The following is a 23241-nucleotide window of genomic DNA, read 5'->3' on the forward strand; positions in this document are numbered from 1 at the left end:
TAATCTGAAAATTTTCAAAGTATGAAACAAAATACACAATTGAAACTTTATTTCAAAACAAAAGAGCCAAAAACTGGCTCTCCTGTTCAAAGGTCCTTAAATTGTTGAATCGTTTCTAAAGCACGGTTGGCGTAACGCTCGTACCGTTCTTGTTTTTTCATTTTCTTCGGAGCGTCCTCTAAAGATGGGACCAATCCAAAGTTCGCATTCATCGGCTGGAAGTGCTTCCCGTCTGCCGTCGTGATGTAGTGCGCCATCGAACCGAGCATCGTTTCACGTGGTAAGACGACGAGCTCTTCTCCTGCGATCATCTTCGCTGCATTGATTCCCGCCAACAATCCTGACGCTGCTGACTCCACGTATCCTTCTACTCCCGTCATCTGACCAGCAAAGAATAATGTGTCACGCGTGCGCGCCTGATACGTCGGTTTCAACAAGCTCGGTGAATTGATGAACGTGTTGCGGTGCATGACACCGTAACGAACGATATCTGCATTTTCGAGTCCAGGGATGAGACGGATGATACGCTTCTGTTCGCCCCACTTCAAATGCGTCTGGAAGCCGACCAAGTTATAAAGCGTTCCTGCTGAGTTGTCCTGACGAAGTTGAACGACCGCATACGGACGTTTGCCCGTCTTCGGATCTTCTAGACCGACCGGCTTCATCGGTCCGAAGAGAAGTGTCTTCTTCCCACGCTCAGCCATGACTTCAAACGGCATACAACCTTCGAAGTAAATCTCTTTTTCGAACTCTTTTAACGGAACGACTTCCGCCTTGATCAATTCTTCGTAAAAGACATCAAACTCTTCTTCTGTCATCGGGCAGTTCAAGTAAGCGGCTTCACCTTTATCATAGCGCGACTTCAAGTATACTTTATCGCGATCGATTGTATCGCCATCTAGAATTGGAGCGGCCGCATCGTAGAAGTAAAGATAATCTTCCCCTGTGAACGCTTTGAGCGATGCCGATAAATCCGGAGACGTCAATGGCCCTGTCGCGACGATGACAATCCCTTCAGGAATTTCTTTTAATTCCTCGGTATGCACCGTGACGTTTTCATGGTTCTTCAACTTCTCCGTGATGAATCCAGCAAACTCATGACGGTCAACAGCAAGGGCGCCACCAGCTGGGACGCTTGCCGTGTCTGCCGCTTTCAAGATGAGCGAGTCGAGTGTACGCATCTCTTCTTTCAAGACGCCGACCGCATTTTGAAGACCGTTCGCCCGTAGCGAGTTCGAACAGACGAGCTCCGCGAATTGATCCGTGTGGTGCGCCGGTGTTTGACGGACCGGTCTCATTTCATACAAATCTACTTGAATGCCGCGCTTGGCGAGTTGCCAAGCCGCTTCGGAACCGGCCAAACCGGCTCCGATTACAGTTACACGTTGTTGCAACATTAATCCTCCTCTTGCTGATGTACCTCGGTATGGGTACATTTCGTACATTGGTATTTCACGCCGTCTTTAATTTTCTTCTCGACCATCAAACTGTCGCATACTGGGCACGGTTTCGCAACCGGTTTATCCCATGAGACGAACTCACATTCTGGATAGTTCGAGCAGCCATAGAAGAGGCGTCCTTTTTTACTACGACGTTCCACGATTTGTCCGTCCTTACAGTCTGGGCAAGGGACACCAATCTCAACTTGAACTGGTTTCGTGTTCGTACAGTTCGGGAAGTTCGAGCAAGCCATAAACTTACCGTATCGACCCATCTTGATGACCATCGGTGAACCACAAACTTCACAATCGATTCCCGCAGGCTCATCTTTCACTTCAATCTTTTCGATTTCTTCTTCGGCACGCTTCAAGCGTTTCTCGAATGAACGATAGATTGGAGCGACGACTTCTGTCCACTCCACTTCTTTATGCTCAATCGAGTCAAGGAGCGTTTCCATGTCGGCCGTGAACTGTACGGTGATGAAGTCATTGAAATATTCATCAATCATTTCAATGACGAGTTCACCGAGCTCTGTCGGAAGGAACTTCTTCTCTTCTAAGACGACATAACCACGACGCTGAATCGTGTCGAGTGTCGGCGCATACGTTGACGGGCGACCGATACCGAGCTCTTCCATCGCGCGGACGAGTCGTGCTTCCGTGTAACGCGGCGGTGGTTGCGTGAAGTGTTGCTTCGGCTCAATCGCTTCAAAGCTGACCGTATCCTCGACTTCAAGAGGTGGTAGTAAGCCTTCTTTCTCTTGATTCGTGTCCTCGATATCATCATCTTTCGATTCGATATACACTTTCATGAAACCTGGGAATTTGACGGTCGAACCATTCGCACGGAAAATCATCCCGTTCGACTCTACATCGATCTTGACGGTATCGAGTACAGCAGGTGCCATTTGACTCGCAATCAAACGTTCCCAAATTAATTTATAAAGGCGTAACTGGTCACGAGACAAATAAGGTTTTAAAGAAGCGGGGTCGCGGAGTGCCGAAGTCGGTCGAATCGCTTCGTGCGCATCTTGTGCGTTGGCCGCTTTCTTTTCCTTTTGCTTCTGTGAGGCGACGTATTCTTCACCGAATGTCGATTCGATGTATTCTTTCGCCTCTCCCTTCGCCAAGTCCGAGATTCGTGTCGAGTCTGTACGCATATACGTAATCAAACCGACCGTTCCCTCTTTCTTACCGAGGTCGATTCCTTCATATAATTGTTGGGCGAGCATCATCGTCTTTTTCGCACGGAAATTCAATTTACGTGCCGCATCTTGTTGCAACGAACTTGTCGTGAACGGCAACGAAGCGTTGCGTTTACGTTCTTTCTTCGTCACGTCGATGACTTTGAATTCGTCGTTGATGGCATCAAGGACGGCTTGAGCGTCTTCTTCCGACTTCAATTCCATCTTTTTCCCATCTTTTCCGTAAAATGAAGTCTCGAACGTTTCCCCATCATGATTCAAGTCGAGCTTGATCGTCCAATATTCTTCTGGGTCGAACGCATTGATCTCGCGTTCACGGTCGATGATCATCTTCACGGCAACCGACTGAACTCGTCCAGCAGATAGTCCTTTTTTGACTTTCTTCCATAATAACGGACTCATCCCGTATCCGACGAGACGGTCTAAAATCCGTCGTGCTTGTTGCGCATCGACGAGGTCATGATTGATTTTACGTGGATGTTTAAATGATTCTTTAATTGCATCTTTTGTGATCTCGTTAAAAACGACACGACATTCAGTCGTTTCATCTACGCCGAGTGCGCGAGCCAAATGCCAGGCAATCGCTTCCCCTTCTCTGTCGGGGTCGGCTGCGAGAAAGATTTTTGTGGCTTTTTTCGCCGCTGTCTTCAATTCTTTCAATACGGGTCCTTTACCACGGATGGTAATATACTTCGGTTCAAAGTCGTGTTCGACGTCTACACCGAGTTGACTCTTCGGTAAATCGATGACGTGTCCCATCGAAGCTTTGACCATATAATTCGGACCTAAATAACGTTTAATTGTTTTTGCTTTCGCAGGTGACTCAACGATCACCAAATATTTTGCCATACATCTGCTCCCCTTTTAGAGGTCATTTAAATCCCTACCATAATATTCATGTTCTCACCGGTTTGTCAACGTACAATCCTGAGATCTCGAATAATTTGATCGGAATTCGTCAATGGAATCGCGCCTTCTTCAATCAATCGATTCGGTCCTTCCGCTAATGGATCAAGCGGTGAACCGGGTACGGCGAACACCGTCTTTCCCTGCTCTAGCGCGTGTCCGACCGTATTCATCGTTCCGCTCTTTCGTCTCGCCTGTAAGACAACGAGCGTGTCACCGAGACCGCTCACCAATCGATTTCTTTCCAAAAATTGAAATTTTTGAACAGGTGTATTTGGGGCATACTCACTTAAGAGAATCCCTTGCTTCGGAATCCGTAAGAGCAACTGTCGATTCGCTGCTGGATAGAGGTTGTTCAGTCCAGCTCCGAGCACCGCCACGGTCGGACGATGTTTATTTAACGCGTGTGCGTGGACAAGACCATCAATGCCAAGCGCTCCACCTGAAACGGAAACAGTTTCTTCTATTAAAGAGTGATAGTGTTGCACTAACGATTGACTAATTCGATTCAATTCACGACTTCCGACCATCGCGGTCGTTCTTTCTTGTAGTACCTCTAAATCTCCATCGTAAAACAAACAGTACGGCGGGTTAGGAATCTCGAGCAATCGTTTCGGGAACGTTTCATCTTCCCAAGTGACGAAGCGGGAATACGATTCGGACGAGCGGAGCGCAGAATGAGCTCGCTTCCAGACATGTGAAGAAAAATGAGTGCGATGTGCTTCTAGCGTCCCGTTCAAATAATGATGCACAAACTCAACCGGAATTCGTGCAGCGGCAAACCGAGCTATTGTTTGATTCATCACAATCTCTCCTTTAAAAAAATGAGGGATGCAAGCATCCCTCATGATTCTTATGTCGTCGGTTGACCCGTGACACACGCTTCGTATAGACCTTCATTTTTCAAGACACGAATCAACGTTTCACCGATGACAGCTGGTGTTTCAGCTACTTCGATTCCATTCGCGTTCAACGTCTTAATCTTTTCAGCAGCCGTCCCTTTACCACCTGAGATGATTGCGCCGGCATGTCCCATACGTTTGCCTTCAGGAGCCGTCTGTCCGCCGATGAAGCCGATGACTGGTTTCGTCATGTTCGCTTTCACCCATTCAGCCGCCTCTTCTTCAGCTGTTCCACCGATTTCCCCGATCATGATGACAGCTTTCGTGTCCTCGTCTTCGTTGAACGCTTTGAGCGTATCGATGAAGTTTGTTCCGTTGACTGGGTCTCCCCCGATTCCGACAGCTGTCGATTGACCGATCCCTGCCGTCGTCAACTGATGAACCGCCTCATACGTGAGCGTTCCAGAACGTGACACGATTCCGACATGCCCTTTCGTATGAATATAGCCAGGCATGATTCCAAGTTTTGCTTCTCCTGGCGTGATGATTCCAGGACAGTTCGGTCCGATCAAGCGAGCCGGCTTGTCTTCGAGATAACGTTTCACTTGGATCATGTCCACTACAGGAATGCCTTCAGTGATACAGATGATGAGTTCGATGCCACTGTCCGCTGCTTCCATGATCGAGTCAGCTGCGAAAGCTGGTGGTACGTAGATGATTGATGCGTTTGCACCAGTCGCTTCGACCGCCTCAGAGACTGTGTTGAAGACTGGAACGTTGTCGAGAACGGTCGTACCACCTTTACCTGGCGTGACCCCACCGACTAATTTCGTGTTATAAGCAAGCATCTGTTCACCGTGGAACAAACCTTGTTTCCCTGTAATCCCTTGAATGATGACTTTCGTATCTTTATTCGCCCAAATACTCATGTCGTTTCCCCCTTATCGAACAAGTGCTGCGATTTTTTCCGCACCGTCAGCCATCGAACTAGCTGTCGTGATCGCAAGTCCAGATTCATCGAGAATGCGCTTCCCGGCATCAACGTTCGTTCCTTCTAAGCGAACGACGAGTGGCAAGTCGAGTCCGATTTCTTTCGTAGCTGCGACAATCCCCTCTGCGATGATGTCACACTTCATGATTCCACCGAAAATGTTAACGAAGATTCCTTTGACTTGGTCATCAGACAAAATCAATTTGAACGCTTCTGTAACTTTTTCTTTCGTCGCACCGCCACCTACATCGAGGAAGTTAGCGGGTTCAGCGCCGTAATGTTTGATGATATCCATCGTTGCCATCGCAAGGCCTGCACCGTTGACAAGGCAACCGATGTTTCCATCAAGTGCGATATAGCTGAGGTCATGTTTTGATGCCTCGACTTCACGTGGATCTTCTTCCGTCGTATCACGAAGCGAAAGGATATCTGAGTGACGATAAAGTGCGTTGCTATCGAAGTTCAACTTCGCATCGAGCGCGATGACGTTTCCGTCTTTCGTCGTGACGAGCGGGTTGATTTCCGCGATTGTGCAATCTGTCTCGACATATACTTTGTACAACTTCATGACCATGTCACTGAACTTGTTCACAAGTTTCGTCGGGACTTCCATTTTGAATGCGAGACGACGTGCTTGGAATGGACGCAAGCCCACAACCGGATCGACAATCTCTTTATGAATCTTCTCAGGTGTATGTTCAGCGACTTCCTCGATGTCCATACCACCTTCTGATGAACCCATGATGACAATTCGGCCGATCGAACGGTCAAGCACGAGTCCTAAGTAAAATTCTTGGTCAATCGCAGAACCTTCTTCGATATAGAGACGCTGGACAACTTTTCCTTCCGGACCTGTTTGGTGTGTCACGAGCGTTTTTCCGAGAATCTCTGTCGCGTATTGCTTCACTTCTTCATCTGTCTTCGCAAGTTTGACGCCACCTGCTTTACCGCGTCCACCTGCGTGGATTTGAGCTTTTACAACTTTCAACTCACCGTCAAGCTTAGCAGCTGCTGCTACAGCTTCTTCAACAGTAAAGGCTGGATAACCCGTCGGAACGGCTACCCCAAACTCTCTTAGCAATTCTTTCGCCTGATACTCATGGATATTCATATGTTTTCCCCCTTAGTCCCCTTTAATATCGGCACGTCTATTGTAACGAAAAACTGAAAGCGCTGTCTATCGTTCTTGCTTTAAGTTTTCATCTTTTTTTCACATATAACCCTAGACAAATCAAATTTTATCTTGTTCCATCTGATAAAGAAAGACAAAAAGTTCGGCAATGACTTGATAAACGTCCTCCGGAATCTGCTCTTCGATGTTTAATGCTGAGAGTAAGGAGAGGAGTGCCGGGTCCTCATGAACAGGAATTCCGTTCGCTTGAGCAATCTCAAGCATCCGCTCAGCGACAATCCCCGTCCCTTTTGCCACGACGTGCGGGGCATCCATTGATTGCTCATATGACAGAGCGATTGCTTTCTTTGGATCGTTCATATTTGGAGATCCACCTTTCCGAGAGGCGCAAATGTCTCTGGCACACGCTCACGCTTTGCTTCGTATGAAAAAGAAGACAAATCGAAATCGACACGTTTCAACCCTTCTTTTAGAAGCGGTTCGTATGTACGAACGTATGGACTTAAATCGTGAGTCTCATTAAATACCCGAACGGATACATACCGTTTTTGAATCAACACATCGATTCCTGTTTCGCCGAATCGCGGCGTTTCAAGAAACAAGACGATTCGAGCATGATCAGAATCAATCGCCTCTCGTTTTGGTGCTTCTAAACGAAGTTGAACGTGTTCAAACGGACCTAAATGCGGTATGTGAAATGCTTGAGCGACGAACGGGGGGCTCTGGGTCGCATTGAACGCTTCCTGGGTTCGCACGAACTGCTCGAACTTCGGCTCGCCTTTCGCCTTGAACAGCTCGCCGACGAGCGCCTTTACATCAGACCCCGCTCCGCTCTCTAGCATCGTTTTCCCGGCTGTCTTGACCGATTCTGGTGTCGGAATCGGTTCGCGAATGAAACGGGCAAGTTGTTCTCCTAATGTCTGGAGAGGTGATTTGGAAGCCACGAGCGCTTCTGTCGCTTGTGGGACGACTTTCAAGACGAGCTTCGGCTCGACGTCCGTGACGACCATCTTATACGTCACGTTCTCTTTCACGTTCGCATTGACACCGACCCGAAAGATTCCTTGCGGCAACTGCATGACTGCCTCATTGCCGGGCAGAAGTTGTAGCACCTTCCCGACAATTGTATTCCCGAGCAAAAGCGGTCGCGACGTCTGTTCGGTCACTTTGAATGGTAAAACTCCTTGATGATCGATGCGCAACGCCATCACTCCTTTCACATATGCTTGATCGGGGCGAATGTACGACGATGGATCGGTGTCACCCCGTAACGTCTCAATCCTTCTAAATGAGCCTCTGTCCCATACCCGGCGTTATTGGCAAACCCGTAACCGGGATACGTCCGGTCGTATTCTTCCATCATCCGGTCCCGGACGACCTTAGCGACAACACTCGCCGCAGCGATTGAGACGCTGAGCGTGTCCCCTTTAATCAAGGACTGCTGAGGTATGTCGAGGTCCAGTTTCATGGCGTCAATCAATAAAGCGTCGACCTCCCCGACTTGACGAATCGCCTCCATCATCGCAAGCTTCGTCGCCTCATAGATGTTGACCTCATCGATTACCGCAGGATCGACGATTCCGACACCAACTTCCGCGACTTCCATGATGTAATCGTATGACGTGTCTCTCGCCGTTTTCGACATTTTCTTCGAATCGTCCAACCCCGCGATATAAAACCCTTCCGGTAGTAAGACAGCAGCCGCCACGACCGGTCCTGCGAGCGGTCCACGTCCGACCTCATCGACTCCTACAATTCGAGTGAATCCTTGTGACTTCCATTCACGTTCATATGACATTCGACGCTTGAAATCCTCTTGTAATGCTTGTTCTCGCTCGAATTGGCGCTCTTTTTGCCGAAGCAACGTTTGCACGCCTGCTCGGGGGTCTTGTGACAAGGCCGGGAAGATTTGTACCCATTCTTCATATCGGATGTCCGCTAGTTGTTGTTTAATCTGTTGAATCGTCACGTTCTTCCTCCTATTCAAAAAAGCCCTGTTTACACAGGACTTTACGCCATTTCATGGTCAGCCGGTGTCTCAAGCGAGATCCGTCCGATTTTTTCATGCCGTAGTTCATTCAAAAGTAGTTCGCTCGCCTTCTCAAAATCGACGTAACCGCCACTGATGAGACCACGTTTTTTCCCAATCATCTCAAGGAGTTCCACGCCGTCCTCCGGTAACGTTTCGAGTTTGAAGCGTTCCTTTAATTGTTCCGGATAACGAGCATGCAACTCACGAACCGTATACAAGGCGATATCATCTAAATTGAGAATCTCGTCTTTGATGGCGCCGGTCGCGGCGAGACGATAGCCGACGAGTTGGTCCTCAAACTTCGGCCAGAGAATACCTGGCGTGTCTAAGAGCTCCATCTCCCCACCTTTCATCTTGATCCACTGTTGACGCTTCGTCACACCCGGTCGATCGCCCGTGATGGCGATGTTACGACCTGCGAGACGGTTGATGAGCGTCGACTTCCCGACGTTCGGGATTCCGATGATGAGCGCACGAATCGGGCCAGGGTTACGTCCCTTTTCACGCATGCGATCATGTTTTTCTTGCATCAACTTTTGAGCGCCTGTGATGAGCTGTTTCAAGCCTTTACTATGCTTCGCATCAACTGCGACGACTTCGACCTCTTCTCGCTTCAGAGCACGTAACCACGCGTCCGTCACGACAGGGTCGGCCATGTCCGCTTTGTTGAGGACGATGAGTCGCGGCTTGCCTGCCGTGATCTCATCGACCATCGGGTTACGGCTCGATTGTGGCACGCGTGCATCCACGAGCTCGATGACGACATCGATCAATTTTAATTTTTCAGTTACTTGTCTTCTTGCTTTGGCCATGTGGCCAGGAAACCATTGAATTGCCAAAAAAGCACCACCTTAATCTTCTACCGTGCCAACATCGTCGAGCGGCCAGAAGATGAAGTTCGTCTTACCGACAATCTCCTCTTTCGACACAAATCCGATTTCACGACTGTCCTTCGAGTTTTGACGGTTGTCTCCCATGACGAAGTATGAGTCTTCAGGGACGACTGACTCGCCTGTCACTTGTTCAAGCGTGAAATTCTCCGTCAGCGGGAACCCGTTCATCTGTGCGCGGAACTCGTCTAAATACGGTTCTTCTACCGCTTCACCGTTAATATAGAGCACGTCATCTCGATATTCGAGCGTGTCGCCTGGAATGGCGATGACACGTTTAATATAATCTTTTGATTCTGTCGCATGGAATACGACGATATCACCTCGGTCTAGCTCACCAACATAGTTCGAAATTTTACTGACGATCATTCGATCCGCATTGTGGAGTGTCGGCATCATCGACTCCCCTTCAACGATGACAGGAACGAAGATGAACGTCCGGATGACGAACGCGATGACAAGAGCGACAACGATGGCCTTGAGCCAACTAAACACTTCTTTCAACTTCACTCACTCCTCTATCCATTTGAACTTATTGTACTAGAAAAAAAGAAGCTTGTCGCAAGCGACAAGCTTAATTCCCATCTTAACGACGGATTTCTTTAATACGTGCTGCTTTACCGCGAAGGTTACGGAGGTAGTAAAGTTTCGCACGGCGAACTTTACCGTAGCGTACGACTTCGATTTGTGCAACGCGTGGTGAGTGAAGCGGGAATGCACGCTCAACACCTACGCCGTAAGAAATCTTACGGACTGTGAATGTTTCGCTGATGCCGCCACCTTTACGCTTGATTACAACACCTTCGAAGATCTGGATACGCTCACGCGTTCCCTCTACAACTTTAACGTGGACACGTACTGTGTCACCAGGACGGAAAGCAGGTACGTCCGATTTGAATTGTTCTTCTGTGATTTCACGGAACAGTTTTTGTGTGTTCATGAATCATATCTCCTTTTTCTTCAATGTTCATATCTTCATATGCCCAAGCATCCAATAGCGGAACATCGGTAATCGATGGGTTTAACCCACATGCTCAAACATAGCATATATTTCTCAATCGCGCAACGATTGGAGAAACTTTTTATCGTCTTCTGTCAGCTCGAGTTGTTCGAGTAAATCCGGTCGACGTCGATACGTTCGCTCGAGTGATTGTTCGCGTCGCCACGTCTCGATCCGGGCGTGATTGCCAGAGAGGAGGACATCCGGTACTTTCAACCCACGAAAATCGGCAGGTCGTGTATAGTGCGGATATTCCAGTAGACCGGTTGAGAACGAATCGTCCTCATGGCTCGCCTGATCGCCGAGGACGTCCGGGAGCAGTCTCACCGTCGCATCGATCATCACCATCGTCGCGAGCTCGCCACCCGTCAAGACAAAGTCGCCGATCGACACTTCGTCCGTCGCCAGTTCATCGTGGATGCGCTGGTCGAATCCTTCATAATGTCCGCACAAAAAGATCAGATGTTCTTCCCGGGCCCATTCTTCCGCCATCTGCTGATTGAACGGCTTTCCGGTCGGCGTCGTCAGGATGACACGTGGTGACTTCGCCTCGATCGAGTCAAACGCATCGAAGATTGGTTGTGGGGTGAGCAACATGCCCGCCCCTCCCCCGTACGGATAGTCATCGACTTTATGATGCTTGTTCGTTGAAAAATCCCGAAAATTGATGAACGACATCTCCACTTGTCCGAGCGTTTTCGCGCGGCCGACGATGGAATGGTCGAGCGTCTTGAACATGTCCGGGAATAACGTCAACACATCAATCTTCATCGTCAATCATTCCAGGAATCGGTGTGATGACGACACGTTTTGCTTCGACGTCGATTTCTTTGACGACCGATTCGATATAAGGGATGAGGGCATCCGATTTACCTGGGCGTTTGATGACCCATACGTCGTTCGCACCCGTCTCAAAGATATCATCGATCACACCGATCGACTCACCATCGACGATTGCCTCACAACCGATAATCTCATGATAGTAATATTCGTTCTCCGAGAGATCATGCACGTGTTCGGCATGGACATACAACTTCAACCCTTTATATTTCTCGATGAGGTTGATATTCTCAAACCCTTTGAACGTGACGAGATGGAACTGCTTATGCGGACGATACGTCGTGATCGTCATCTCTTGTTTCGTTCCGTCCACGTCAAGGAACAACGTGTTTCCTTTTTTAAAGCGTTCTTCCGGAAAATCTGTCGCCGCCAAAATTTTCACTTCCCCTTTAAGGCCGTGTGTATTGGCGATTTTCCCAACGTATAACCAATCCATTCGCGTTCCCTCCTCAACAAAATAGGCCGACCTCAGAAAAGGTCGGCCACATCATTACTTCGCGTTTTTCGCGTTGTGGAATTTCTCCATGATCCCTGCTTTAGAGAACAAGTTACGTACTGTGTCAGATGGCTTCGCGCCGTCTGCCAACCATTTGAGAGCGAGTTCTTCGTTGATGCGAACTTCAGCTTCTGGTTTTGCAACCGGGTTGTAGTGACCAACTTGCTCGATGAAGCGACCGTCACGTGGTGAACGTGAGTCTGCTACAACGATACGGTAGAAAGGTGATTTTTTTGCGCCCATGCGCTTAAGACGAATTTTAACTGCCATGGTAATATACCTCCATCATGTGTTTAAGAATTGACAACTTTTATAGTATACAGCTTTTTTGTCCGACTGACAAAAGTTTTTGTTAGAAGAACGGAAGACCTAAGCCCTTTTTCTTCCCTTTCATTTGTCCTGACATTTGCTTCATCAGCTTCTTCATGTCATCGAACTGTTTGATGAGACGGTTCACTTCTTGAATCGAGCGACCGCTCCCTTTTGCGATCCGCTTCCGACGACTCGCATTGAGCACTTCCGGGTTGGCGCGCTCATGTTTTGTCATCGAGCGAATGATCGCTTCGACGTGATCGAGTTGTTTTTCGTCGATTTGGACGTTTTTCAACCCTTTCATCTTACCTGCACCAGGTAACATCGAAAGTAATTCATCAATCGGGCCCATGTTTTTCACTTGACCCAACTGTTCAATGAAATCATCGAACGTGAATGACGCGTCACGAATTTTGCTTTCTAGCTCTCTTGCTGCGTCTTGGTCCATCTGTGTCTCGGCTTTTTCAATGAGCGAGAGCACGTCCCCCATTCCAAGGATCCGTGACGCCATGCGTTCTGGATGGAATGGTTCGAGGGCATCCAACTTTTCTCCGAGACCGACGAATTTAATCGGCGCTCCCGTGACTGCCTTGATCGAAAGGGCTGCCCCGCCTCGTGTATCTCCGTCGAGCTTTGTGAGCACGACCCCGGTGATTCCGAGTTTCTCATTGAAACTGTCGGCCACATTGACCGCATCTTGACCTGTCATCGAGTCGACGACAAGGAAGATTTCATTTGGTTTGGCAATCGTCTTCACATTTTCGAGCTCGCCCATGAGCGTCTCGTCGATATGAAGGCGACCCGCCGTATCGATCAACACGAAATCGTGATGATTTGTTTTTGCGTACTCGAGTGCTTTCGTCACAATCTCTTCCGGCTTCACTTGATCGCCAAGTGAGAAGACCGGTAAATCGAGTTGTTTCCCGAGTGTCTCGAGCTGCTTGATTGCCGCCGGACGATAAATATCCGCCGCGACGAGAAGTGGACTGCGGTTATGCTTTTTGCGAATCAAGTTCGCTAGCTTCCCGGTCGTTGTCGTCTTACCTGCCCCTTGCAGACCGACCATCATGACGACTGTCGGTGGTTTCTGACTGAATGAGATCGGGACGACATCGCTTCCCATCAAATTCGTCAACTCTTCGTGAACGATTTTGACGACTTGTTGACCTGGCGTCAATGATTTCATGACATCCTGACCAACCGCACGTTCTTTCACGTCATTGACGAATTGCTTGACCACTTTAAAGTTGACGTCGGCTTCTAGTAAGGCGAGGCGAACCTCACGCATCATCTCTTTGACATCAGCCTCAGAGATTTTCCCTTTACCGCGCATCTTTGAAAGCGTCGATTGCAACCGTTCTGATAATCCTTCAAATGCCATGCTCCAGCCCCCTACTCTAAATTCTCAAGCGCAGAAATCGTAGCCTGCACGTCATCCGTGAGCTCGACTTGACGTTTGAGGGTCTGAAGAAGTTGCTGACGCTGTTCGAATTTTTCGAATAGAGCGAGCTTTTCCTCGTACTGTTCAAGCATCGTTTCTGTACGCTTTATGTTATCGTAGACCGCTTGACGGCTGACTTCAAACTCTTCCGCTATCTCTCCGAGCGAGTAGTCATCTAGGTAATAAAGAGACATATAGTTGCGCTGTTTCGGTGTGAGGAGCGCTTGATAGAAATCGATGAGATAGTTCATGCGATTCGTTTTTTCGAGCGTCAAACCTTTCACCTCCACATGTTAAGTGAAATCCCTTTACAACTACCAATAGTACAGCCGTGCCTAGTACTTGTCAAGTTTTTTTCTTAACAGTAAAACTTAGGCGAGGTCTTTGTTTGTGTCCTCATTTTCAGTTGAATCCTCTTCTGATTTGTCCTCGAAAACGTCTCCGAACAATCCAAGGACAAACTGCTCTGGGTCAAACTCTTGCAAATCGTCCATCTTCTCCCCGAGACCGACATATTTGACCGGAATATCGAGTTCATTTCGAATCGCGAGAACAATCCCACCTTTTGCTGTACCGTCGAGTTTCGTCAAGACGATCCCGCTCACGTTCGTCGCTTCTTTGAACGCTTTCGCTTGAATCATAGCGTTTTGTCCGGTCGTTGCATCTAATGCGAGTAACACCTCATGTGGTCCGTTCGGGACTTCTCGTTCGATGACCCGTTTCACTTTTTCAAGTTCTTTCATTAAGTTCACTTTATTTTGAAGACGTCCCGCCGTGTCGCAGATGAGCACGTCCATGTTACGTGACTTCGCAGATTGAACTGCATCGTATACGACTGCGGCCGGGTCCGACCCTTCCGTTTGACGAATGACCGGTACTCCGACGCGTTCGCCCCATACTTGAAGTTGCTCGATCGCTCCTGCACGGAACGTATCTCCTGCCGCGAGCATGACGTTACGACCTTCCGACTTCAATTGATGCGCCAGTTTTCCGATTGTCGTCGTCTTTCCGACACCGTTCACACCGACAAACAAGATGACCGTGAGTCCGTCTTGCATGTTCAGTTCACGGTCAGATTCGTCTTCCTGAAGGCGTTTCGCCACCACTTCAACGAGAGCATCCCGAACAGCGACCGGGTCCTTCAAGTTGCGTCGTTTGACTTCTTCTTTCAAGTCTTCGACAAGGTCCATCGTCGTCGTGACGCCGACATCCGCTTGAATGAGCAGATCTTCGAGTTCATCGAAGAAGTCCTCATCCACCTCGCGAAAACGGTAAACGAGGTCGTTGACGGCACTCGCAAATCCGTCACGCGTCTTCGTCAATCCGTCTGTAAACTTTTGTGACACCTCTTGGGTAGATGTCGTTAATTTTTCTTTTAATTTCTTGAAAAAACTCAACGTGATTCCTCCATCTCTTCATCCATTTCTACGACACGTTTTGCTTCAGACAGTTCGACCGATAACACTTCGGACACTCCGTTCTGTTGCATCGTGACGCCATAAAGCGTATCTGCCGCTTCCATTGTACCTTTTCGGTGCGTGATGATGACAAATTGCGTGTCGATTGAGAGCGTGCGAATATATTCCCCGAACCGATGTACGTTCGCCTCATCAAGCGCCGCTTCGACTTCATCGAGGACACAGAATGGTACCGGACGCGTTTTCAAAATCGCAAACAGTAAGGCGATTGCCGTGAGTGCACGCTCTCCTCCAGACAACAGACTGAGCGTCTGTAGCTTTTTACCAGGCGGTTTGGCGACGATTTCAATCCCTGTATTCAACAAGTCGGACTCATCAACCAATTTCAAATCGGCTTCGCCTCCACCGAACAACTCGGTGAACGTCTGTTTGAAGTGTGCCCGCACGTTCGTATACGTCTCTTTGAAAAGACGTGTCACTTCACGGTCCATCTCGGCGATGATCTCATACAAATCTTCTTTCGCACTGACCAAGTCATCCCGCTGTTCAGACAAGAACGTAAAGCGCTCATGAACGCTATCGAATTCCTCAATCGCATTCAAGTTAACCGGTCCAATCTCTTCAATTTGACGAACGAGCAATTTGAACTCTTCTTTCGCCTCCTCAAGAGGAATCTCAAGCGCCGGTAAGAGTTCTGCAACGAGCCCGTGTTCCTCTAACGCATCGAGCTTCCACTGTCGTTTTAATTCGAACTCTTGTTTCGCCGTCTCTAGTTTTCGAACGACTGCTTCAGCTTGACGCCGCGCTTCCGTCGCTTGATCGACACGTTGACGCATGATGCGGTACGCCTCTTCATTTGACTTGAGCGTTGCCGTCATGTCTTGAAGTCGCTCTTGAATGTTGGTGAATTCAAGCTTGGCCGTAGCGAGCGTCTCTTCTAATTCGGCAGATGAGACGACTTCCCCACTGTCAAGTCGCGTAAGTTCACGATTCATCTGATCGGTCCGGTCCTGTAGACGTTTCCGTTCAGTCGTCAAGCGCTCCACTTCATAGCGAACCCGTTCTTCTTCGAGCGTATGGCGTTGTAGGTCGAGCTCGTTTTGACGAAGCATCGCTTCGAGTTGCCCCGTACTTTCGGCACTTTTCGCCTGTTCGGCACGAAGCGACTCTAGACGAACGCGAATGTCCGCTTGCTCTTTATCCGTATCTGCCAACGTTTTCGTCAGACGTTCGAGCTCGGCTGTCGACGTCTCAATCGTTTTCTCGTAACGCAGCATCTCATGATCGAACAGTTCAAGTTGTGACTTGGCATCAAGCGAGGCGCGTTCGGCGGTACGGTAAGCAGCTTCGACCTCTCGAAGCGATCCTTCGACGGTACGTTTTTCGTCTCGTAGCGTTGATAATGCTTCAGTGATTGTCTTCAACGCTTCCGTGTATTCTTGAAGACGTTGTTTTTGCTCATGAAGCATCGCAAGCCCTTGCGTCAATCCTTGTTTCAAGTCGTCTAACTCACGCGATTGTGTGAACAGGGCCACCCCTTGCTTACGACTACCACCGGTCATCGAACCACCGACGTTGACGATGTCTCCTTCGAGCGTGACGACGCGGAAACGATATCCGGTCATTTGCGCAATCCGGTTCGCGACTTCTAACGTCTCGGCGACGAGCACCGAACCGAGAAGTGATTTTTTCAACGTTTCGAACGACTCGTCGGTCTCGACTAAATCAGATGCCACCCCGACAAATCCAGTCGTCGATTCGAGGCGATGTAACACCTCAGTCGGTACGAACCTTGGTTTGATCGTCGTCATCGGTAAGAACGTCGCGCGACCTGCGTTCGCTTTGCGCAATCGATCGATTTCATGACGTCCGACTGTCTCGTCTTTGACGACGACATGTTGTTGCGTCTGACCGAGAGCCGTCTCGATTGCGGCTTCATAGGAAGGACGAACGCGAATCAGTTCAGCGACAGCACCAAGCACACCTGAAGACCGGTCTTTCAATACAAACTTGACCGCATGGAAATATCCTTCATACGATTGTTTCATCCGTTCGAGCATCTCAATCCGATCTTCCGTCTTTTGACGACGACGTTCGAGGTCATAGTAAGACGTTTCTGCCCGCGTCAACTTCTCACGGATCGCCGTCTCTTGGTCGCGAAGTTCCGTTTCTTTTTTATTCAGTAGTTCGAAACGACCTTGCACTTCTTCATATCGTTCCCGTGTCGCTTCGAGTGTTGCTTCTTGTGAAGACCGATCATCAAGACGATGTTTGTTCTCACGAAGGAGACGTTCTTTCGACTCGATGGCGACATCGATATCCCGTTGCTCCCGCTTTTGTTGGTTACTGATTGTCGCTCGCGTTGTTGCGAGTTCGAACGCCTCACTTTGTAACGCTTCGATCTCGGCATTGAAATCACGAGAGGCAGCAGTCAATTGTTGTTGAAGCGCGTCTCTCGCCTCGGTCGTTTGTCGCAACGTATCTACTTTTTTAGACAACTCGTCACGAACGACCGTCAGTCGAGTCTCTAGCTCTGCCATCTCGGCGCTCACTTCTTCACGTTGACGGACGAGACGCTCTTTCATCTCGGCTCCATGCTCTTCTTGTGCTTTCGCGAGCTTGATGTCACCCGTCAAGCGCTCGACATACGTCGACTGTTCGCGCTCTTTCTGGTTCATCTCGGATAACTCTTCACGAAGGGTCGATAGCGTAGCCTCGAGTTGAGTACGCTCCTCCGTGAGGTGTTGTACCGAACGATCGCAATCCGATAATTGCTTGATCGATTCTGTATGACGTACCGTCACTTGTTCAATTTCTTGTTGGAGCAACTGAATTTCGGCACCCATGATTCCCGTTTCGAGCTCATCATGACGGGCTTTTGCCACTGTATATTCCCGAGCGAGCGCCGCCTGCTCACGAAGTGGTTCCACCCGGTCAGCCAATTCAAATAAAATGTCGTCGACACGTGACAAGTTCAATTCGGTGTCTTGCAATTTACGCTCAGCCTGTTTTTTACGCTGGCGATACTTGAGGACACCCGCCGCCTCTTCGATGACGGCACGGCGGTCTTCCGGCTTCCCGGAAATGACTTGTTCGACTCGACCTTGCCCGATGATTGCGAACGCATCACGGGAAAGACCTGTGTCTAAAAAGAGGTCAATGACGTCTTTTAGACGACAAGGTTTTTTATTCATAAAATAGTCGCTGTCCCCACTTCGGGTCACGCGACGGGTCACACTCACTTCTTCATAAGGGAGACGTAACTGTTCGTCGCGATTATCGAGGACGAGCGTGACCTCCGCGACGTTTCGGTGATTCTCACCTTCACTTCCGGCAAAGATGACGTCTTCCATCTTGGCACCGCGAAGTGATTTGGCCGACTGTTCTCCAAGTACCCAGCGAACAGCGTCCGATATATTGGATTTCCCGCTTCCGTTCGGCCCTACTACAGCCGTGACGCCGGGACGGAAATCTAATTCAATTCGCTTGGCAAATGATTTAAAGCCAGCGAGTTCGATTCGTTTTAAGTGCATCGTGACCATCCTATCCGCAGTAAGCATTCATCTGTATATTTTACCACAGTTAACAGTTCGTCAAAATGACAGAATCATGCTATTCTTAAAAGAACTGTAGAAAGGGGAATACAGATGACGAATGAACAGATGATTGAAGCGATTTTAGACAAAATGAACATTATTAACCGCGGTGCGATCAAGGCGGAAGAATATAATGCGGCTGACCCATCAGCGGTGAAAGAGATTTACGAGTACGTAATGACACGTTCTTCCCTCTCTTTATCGGAAGTCGACGGGATTGTCGAAGAACTCGGTCAATTGACATGAAAAAGGAGTGGAACCATTGTGAATGGTCCACTCCTTTTTTGTTTATAGATCTGCGTAACGTCGATTGAACGCGATGAGCGCTTCTTTAGCAGCCAACTGCTCGGCTTCTTTTTTAGAGCGCCCAACTCCCTCCCCGACGATGTCGTCGCTGAGCCGTGCATGGGCAACGAATTCACGGCTGTGCGCCGGTCCTCGCTCCTCGATGATTTCATACGTGACCGGACCTAAGCCTTCCCGTTGCACACTTTCCTGCAACTGGCTCTTGAAATCGGTCTGTTCTTCAAATACACCCGCTAAGACTTTCGGAAAAACCGCTTCGGCGAGGAATCGTTCGACTGCCTCAATCCCTTGGTCTAAATAAAGAGCACCGATATAGGATTCGAAGACATCGGCAAGTAGTGCCGGACGTTTTCGTCCACCGGTCAACTCTTCACCTTTTCCAAGTAAGATGAAGTCAGAGAAAGCATAGGCCTCCGCAAAATTCACGAGTGACGGCTCGCAAACGATCGCCGCCCGTAATTTCGTTAATTCCCCCTCGGAGCGCTCCGGATAAGTCTCATATAGAAAGCGGGATACGGTCAACTCTAACACGGCATCCCCTAAAAACTCTAAGCGTTCATTGTCTTTTCGTAATCCACGTTGTTCATTCACATAAGAAGAGTGTGTGAACGCCTGCATGAGCAAGTCGTGATTCGAAAACTGAACGTCTAAACGCTCTTCTAATGACTTGAATAATTCTAAGATGCGTGCCCGTTCCATTTCCTGACGCCGGCGCCGTTGCGCCGACCCTTGACGGTCAAACCGTCGTTTGTCTTTTGTCATAGTTCCCTCCATGAATAAGCACAAGCCCACCGCTCGGAACCGAGCGGTGGGATGGCTTGATTACACTTTTGTTTCGATATACGCTACTACGTCGCCAACAGTCGCGAGCTTCTCAGCGTCTTCGTCTTCAATCGTGATGTCGAATTTGTCTTCGAGGTCCATCACCATTTCCATTACTTCAAGCGAGTCAGCGCCAAGGTCGTCCTTGAACGATTTCTCTGCAGTGATCTCAGAAATGTCTTTCCCGAGCTTCTCTGCTACTGCTTCTTGTACGTCTACTAAAATTTGTTCTTTTGTCATGATAAAATCCCTCCAAAGGTAAGTATATTAAATGTCTGTCTATTGGTAAAGTTCTCTTTTACGCCATCGTCATGCCGCCATCGACGGCAATCGTCTGACCTGTCACGTAAGCGGCCTGTTCAGATGCTAAGAATGAGACGAGGTTCGCCACATCTTCGACCTGACCGAAGCGATTGAACGGAATTTGCTCGAGTGTAGCGTTCCGCTGTTCATCTGTCAAGGCATCAGTCATATCGGTTTGAATGAAACCTGGGCAAACGGCATTGACCGTCACATGACGACTTGCGAGTTCGCGTGCCACTGATTTCGTCAACCCGATTAACCCTGCTTTCGCAGCCGCATAGTTTGCTTGTCCGGCATTCCCAGTGATCCCGACGACTGAGGCGATATTGATGATTCGCCCCGATTTTGATTTGAGCAACGAACGTGTGACCGCTTGCGATGTGAGGAACGCACCTTTCAAGTTCGTCGATAAGACGTCATTGAAGTCCGCTTCTTTCATCCGCATGAGTAACCCATCACGTGTGATGCCTGCATTGTTCACAAGACAATCGACGCGTCCGTACGTATCGACCGTCGTCTTGACGAGCGCTTTAACGTCGTCAGCGTTTGAGACGTCTGCCTTCACGGCCGTAGCATCGCCACCTGCTTCAATGATGGCCGCCACGACAGCGTTTGCTTTTTCTTCACTACCCGAGTAATTCACGACGACTCGGAAGCCGTCTTCCCCTAAACGTTTCGCGATGGCCGCACCGATTCCACGGGACGCGCCAGTCACGATCGCTACTTGATCATGCACGAACTTCTCCTCCTAACGAGGCGACTTCTTCCAACGTGGTCGCCTTTTGAATCGATACATTCGAATCGATTCGTTTAATCAACCCTGAAAGTGGTGACGATGGACCGAATTCGATGAACGTGTCCACCCCGTCTGCAATCGCTTTTCGAACACATTCTTCAAAACGAACCGACGAATACAGTTGTTTCGTCAACAACGCTTTCAGATGTTCCGGATCACGATGCACAGCCGCATCCACGTTCGAGATGAAATCGACAGACGCTTCTTGGAACGGTGATGAGGCGAGGACATCTTGGAAACGTGTCGCCACCGGCATCATATATGAACTGTGGAACGCACCGGAGACGTTTAACGGCAATACCCGTTTCGCGCCGGCTGCCTTCAGTTCTACACTCGCCTGTTCGACCGCATCGATTTGCCCGGAAATGACAAACTGACCAGGGCAATTCAAGTTAGCGATTTGAACCAAGTCCCCACTCGCACTAATTTTTTCAGTGATATGAAGCGCTTCTTGTAAATCGGTCATTCCGACGACTGCCGCCATCGTCCCGTCTTTTACAGAAGACATCAAATTACCACGTTCTCGAACGAGCACGGTCGCCTCTTCTAAATCGATGACCCCCGCTGAGACGAGCGCCGCATACTCTCCTACGCTATGTCCGATGACGACATCCGGTGTCGCACCGTTTGCCGCATAGGCTTGTGCAAGCAACGAGGCATGTGCCACGATTGCTGGTTGTGCGACTTCTGTTTCTTGTAGGTCTTCTTTCGACCCGGCAGACATGACTTCAAGAAGGTCAAATCCGAGTCGACGCCCGATCGCCTGAAGGGCTTCAGGTTGGTCTAAAAAGGTTTGTCCCATTCCAACGGCTTGAGAGCCTTGTCCCGGGAACACCCATGCTACTTTCCCCATGTCCTCACCTGCTTTCGCTTAGTCTATCGCTTTGGCACGCTTGATTTTATCGACGACGTCGTGGTCTACCATGATCTTCGCCTGTTTCAACGCACTCGCAATCGCAAGTGCGTCGCTCGATCCGTGTGCCTTGATGACAGGCGCATTGATCCCGAATAATCCGGCTCCCCCATGTTCACGATAATCAAGCGTTTCTTTCAATCGTCTTAATTTCGGCTTTAAGATGAGAGCGGCAAGTTTTGATACAAGGTTGCTCGTGAATTGTTCTTTCATCATCTTCATGAGCATCGCTGAGGACCCTTCTACACCTTTTAACAAGATGTTTCCGGCAAATCCTTCCGTCACGATGACGTCCACGTCCCCTGACATCGCTTCCCGCGCTTCGACATTCCCAACAAAGTGGACAGGGGCCTGTTCAAGGAGGGGGAACGCTTCTTTCGTGAGCGCATTTCCTTTTCCGGCTTCCGTCCCGATATTGAGAAGGGCGACACGCGGTGAATTGATGCCACGGACATGTTCTGCATATAGTGAACCCATGATCGCATAATCCACAAGATGTTCGGCTTTCGCATCCGGATTCGCTCCGACATCCAGCACGACGACACCACTACCTGTATATGTAGGGAACGTCGGAGATAGTGCCGGACGCTCGATTCCTGGGATTCGTCCGATGACGAAGAGAGACGCTGCCATCAAGGCGCCGGTGTTCCCGGCAGACACGAGAGCATCCGCTTTTCCTTCTTTGACAAGGTTTGCCGCTACGACGAGCGAGCTGTCTTTTTTGCGGCGGACCGCACGAACAGGCTCATCCTCACCTGTAATGATTTCACTTGCTGGAACGACCGTCACACGAGGATCGTCAAGTCCGTAAGAGGCAATTTTCACCTCGTCACCGACTAGAAAGAGTTCCATCGGTTCATTCGGATATTGTTCAACGAACCGTTTCACACCTTCTACGACTGCTTTCGGTGCGTGATCGCCACCCATTGCATCAATTGCTAATTTCATGCTTGTTCCTCCTCACCACGTCGGTAAATCGTGAAGTCGCCTTCAAAAACGCGCTCCTCACCGACATAACTTTCGACCGTGACGTCTGTTCTCCCGTCCCCTCTTAGCTTCATCACACGAGCCTTGGCAACGACTCGCTCTCCAAGATGAACCTGGCGACTAAATCGGATTTCCGCTTTAGTGGTCAACGCCAATTCATCATTGATGAGCGCCACCGCTAACGAGTTGGCTTGCGCGAACAGGACGTGCCCACGTGCAATCTCATTGCGGCTAAAGACGTGTTCTTTTTCTATATCGAGGACAGAAATCGCAGAGTCATCGAGTTTCAAGTCAATCATATCACCGATGACCTCGCTCATTGAAAGCGATTTGACTTCATCGAGGTGCTCGGAAGCCACATGTTTGATTCGTTCCCTCACTTCTGGAATTTTTAATTCCATCCGGTCGAGTCGAATCGTCTGGATGCTGACGGAAAACTGTTTTGATAGTTCTTCGTCTTTGATGAACGGGTTGCGCTCAATCGTTTCTTGTAACAAGCGTTGCCGCTCTTTCTTAGGTACCCGCATTCAGTTCCCTCCTAAACTAATCGCTAAAGAACTTAATACCTGGTACT

At 49.2% G+C, this 23241-nt stretch carries 25 protein-coding genes; 1 reads left to right on the plus strand and 24 read right to left on the minus strand.

Annotated elements, in window-relative coordinates; all coding sequences use genetic code 11:
- Positions 1-86: 86 nt before the first annotated feature.
- The 18 genes from trmFO to smc all read right to left on the minus strand — a co-directional run bounded on the left by trmFO (position 87) and on the right by smc (position 18477).
- Positions 87-1397, minus strand: coding sequence for an FADH(2)-oxidizing methylenetetrahydrofolate--tRNA-(uracil(54)-C(5))-methyltransferase TrmFO (gene trmFO, locus ACQKD4_RS08025; protein ID WP_214691808.1), 1311 nt, complete (start codon positions 1395-1397; stop codon positions 87-89).
- Positions 1397-3493 (minus strand): type I DNA topoisomerase, encoded by a 2097-nt coding sequence (gene topA, locus ACQKD4_RS08030; RefSeq protein WP_214745468.1) that lies wholly within the window; start codon positions 3491-3493, stop codon positions 1397-1399. The genes trmFO and topA overlap by 1 nt, the downstream gene beginning before the upstream one ends.
- Positions 3494-3558: 65 nt before the next feature.
- A complete protein-coding gene (gene dprA, locus ACQKD4_RS08035; RefSeq protein WP_214760364.1) occupies positions 3559-4353 on the minus strand; it encodes a DNA-processing protein DprA in 795 nt (264 codons plus the stop codon).
- A gap of 50 nt (positions 4354-4403) precedes the next feature.
- Positions 4404-5321 (minus strand): succinate--CoA ligase subunit alpha, encoded by a 918-nt coding sequence (gene sucD, locus ACQKD4_RS08040; protein WP_026826262.1) that lies wholly within the window; start codon positions 5319-5321, stop codon positions 4404-4406.
- Between the two features lie 12 nt (positions 5322-5333).
- The gene (sucC, locus tag ACQKD4_RS08045; RefSeq protein WP_074034761.1) at positions 5334-6494 is read right to left on the minus strand and encodes an ADP-forming succinate--CoA ligase subunit beta; all 1161 of its coding nucleotides are present in this window, start codon (positions 6492-6494) and stop codon (positions 5334-5336) included.
- Between the two features lie 120 nt (positions 6495-6614).
- The gene (locus tag ACQKD4_RS08050; RefSeq protein WP_074034763.1) at positions 6615-6875 is read right to left on the minus strand and encodes an EscU/YscU/HrcU family type III secretion system export apparatus switch protein; all 261 of its coding nucleotides are present in this window, start codon (positions 6873-6875) and stop codon (positions 6615-6617) included.
- On the minus strand, positions 6872-7717 hold the full coding sequence (locus ACQKD4_RS08055) for a hypothetical protein (protein ID WP_427372996.1): 846 nt from the start codon (positions 7715-7717) through the stop codon (positions 6872-6874). Before ACQKD4_RS08055 ends, ACQKD4_RS08050 begins: the two co-directional genes overlap by 4 nt.
- A 14-nt stretch (positions 7718-7731) precedes the next feature.
- Positions 7732-8484, minus strand: coding sequence for a ribonuclease HII (locus ACQKD4_RS08060; protein WP_427372997.1), 753 nt, complete (start codon positions 8482-8484; stop codon positions 7732-7734).
- Between the two features lie 41 nt (positions 8485-8525).
- Complete coding sequence (gene ylqF / locus ACQKD4_RS08065; RefSeq protein ID WP_214745483.1) at positions 8526-9386, minus strand: ribosome biogenesis GTPase YlqF; 861 nt, start codon at positions 9384-9386, stop codon at positions 8526-8528.
- Positions 9387-9398: 12 nt separating this feature from the next.
- A complete protein-coding gene (gene lepB, locus ACQKD4_RS08070; RefSeq protein WP_074034770.1) occupies positions 9399-9941 on the minus strand; it encodes a signal peptidase I in 543 nt (180 codons plus the stop codon).
- A gap of 82 nt (positions 9942-10023) precedes the next feature.
- Positions 10024-10377: a 50S ribosomal protein L19 gene (gene rplS, locus ACQKD4_RS08075; RefSeq protein WP_015881369.1), complete on the minus strand. Its 354-nt coding sequence runs from the start codon at positions 10375-10377 to the stop codon at positions 10024-10026.
- Positions 10378-10491: 114 nt separating this feature from the next.
- Positions 10492-11208, minus strand: a complete 717-nt coding sequence (gene trmD, locus ACQKD4_RS08080) for a tRNA (guanosine(37)-N1)-methyltransferase TrmD (protein WP_427372998.1) — start codon at positions 11206-11208, stop codon at positions 10492-10494.
- On the minus strand, positions 11198-11713 hold the full coding sequence (gene rimM / locus ACQKD4_RS08085) for a ribosome maturation factor RimM (RefSeq protein ID WP_074034776.1): 516 nt from the start codon (positions 11711-11713) through the stop codon (positions 11198-11200). Before rimM ends, trmD begins: the two co-directional genes overlap by 11 nt.
- A 54-nt stretch (positions 11714-11767) precedes the next feature.
- Positions 11768-12043: a 30S ribosomal protein S16 gene (rpsP, locus tag ACQKD4_RS08090; RefSeq protein ID WP_015881366.1), complete on the minus strand. Its 276-nt coding sequence runs from the start codon at positions 12041-12043 to the stop codon at positions 11768-11770.
- A gap of 82 nt (positions 12044-12125) precedes the next feature.
- Positions 12126-13466, minus strand: a complete 1341-nt coding sequence (gene ffh / locus ACQKD4_RS08095) for a signal recognition particle protein (RefSeq protein ID WP_074034778.1) — start codon at positions 13464-13466, stop codon at positions 12126-12128.
- Between the two features lie 11 nt (positions 13467-13477).
- On the minus strand, positions 13478-13801 hold the full coding sequence (locus ACQKD4_RS08100; protein ID WP_074034780.1) for a putative DNA-binding protein: 324 nt from the start codon (positions 13799-13801) through the stop codon (positions 13478-13480).
- 96 nt (positions 13802-13897) lie between these two features.
- Complete coding sequence (gene ftsY, locus ACQKD4_RS08105) at positions 13898-14923, minus strand: signal recognition particle-docking protein FtsY (RefSeq protein WP_074034782.1); 1026 nt, start codon at positions 14921-14923, stop codon at positions 13898-13900.
- Positions 14920-18477 (minus strand): chromosome segregation protein SMC, encoded by a 3558-nt coding sequence (gene smc, locus ACQKD4_RS08110; protein WP_427372999.1) that lies wholly within the window; start codon positions 18475-18477, stop codon positions 14920-14922. Before smc ends, ftsY begins: the two co-directional genes overlap by 4 nt.
- A 114-nt stretch (positions 18478-18591) precedes the next feature.
- Between smc and ACQKD4_RS08115 the strand changes: the two genes are divergently transcribed.
- Complete coding sequence (locus ACQKD4_RS08115) at positions 18592-18786, plus strand: DUF1128 family protein (RefSeq protein ID WP_015881361.1); 195 nt, start codon at positions 18592-18594, stop codon at positions 18784-18786.
- 42 nt (positions 18787-18828) lie between these two features.
- Here ACQKD4_RS08115 and rnc read toward each other — a convergent pair whose 3' ends face one another.
- The 6 genes from rnc to fapR form a co-directional block, all read right to left on the minus strand.
- Positions 18829-19545 (minus strand): ribonuclease III, encoded by a 717-nt coding sequence (gene rnc / locus ACQKD4_RS08120; RefSeq protein ID WP_214693956.1) that lies wholly within the window; start codon positions 19543-19545, stop codon positions 18829-18831.
- Between the two features lie 123 nt (positions 19546-19668).
- The gene (gene acpP / locus ACQKD4_RS08125; protein WP_074034794.1) at positions 19669-19908 is read right to left on the minus strand and encodes an acyl carrier protein; all 240 of its coding nucleotides are present in this window, start codon (positions 19906-19908) and stop codon (positions 19669-19671) included.
- Positions 19909-19966: 58 nt separating this feature from the next.
- On the minus strand, positions 19967-20707 hold the full coding sequence (gene fabG / locus ACQKD4_RS08130) for a 3-oxoacyl-[acyl-carrier-protein] reductase (RefSeq protein ID WP_214691798.1): 741 nt from the start codon (positions 20705-20707) through the stop codon (positions 19967-19969).
- Positions 20700-21620, minus strand: a complete 921-nt coding sequence (fabD, locus tag ACQKD4_RS08135; RefSeq protein ID WP_214745501.1) for an ACP S-malonyltransferase — start codon at positions 21618-21620, stop codon at positions 20700-20702. Before fabD ends, fabG begins: the two co-directional genes overlap by 8 nt.
- 18 nt (positions 21621-21638) lie before the next feature.
- Complete coding sequence (plsX, locus tag ACQKD4_RS08140) at positions 21639-22628, minus strand: phosphate acyltransferase PlsX (protein WP_427373000.1); 990 nt, start codon at positions 22626-22628, stop codon at positions 21639-21641.
- Positions 22625-23194, minus strand: a complete 570-nt coding sequence (gene fapR / locus ACQKD4_RS08145) for a transcription factor FapR (RefSeq protein ID WP_074034802.1) — start codon at positions 23192-23194, stop codon at positions 22625-22627. Before fapR ends, plsX begins: the two co-directional genes overlap by 4 nt.
- Positions 23195-23241 lie beyond the last annotated feature (47 nt).

Origin of the sequence: Exiguobacterium sp. NPDC077395 (assembly GCF_050269125.1) — a bacterium.
Lineage (GTDB): Bacteria > Bacillota > Bacilli > Exiguobacteriales > Exiguobacteriaceae > Exiguobacterium > Exiguobacterium aestuarii_A.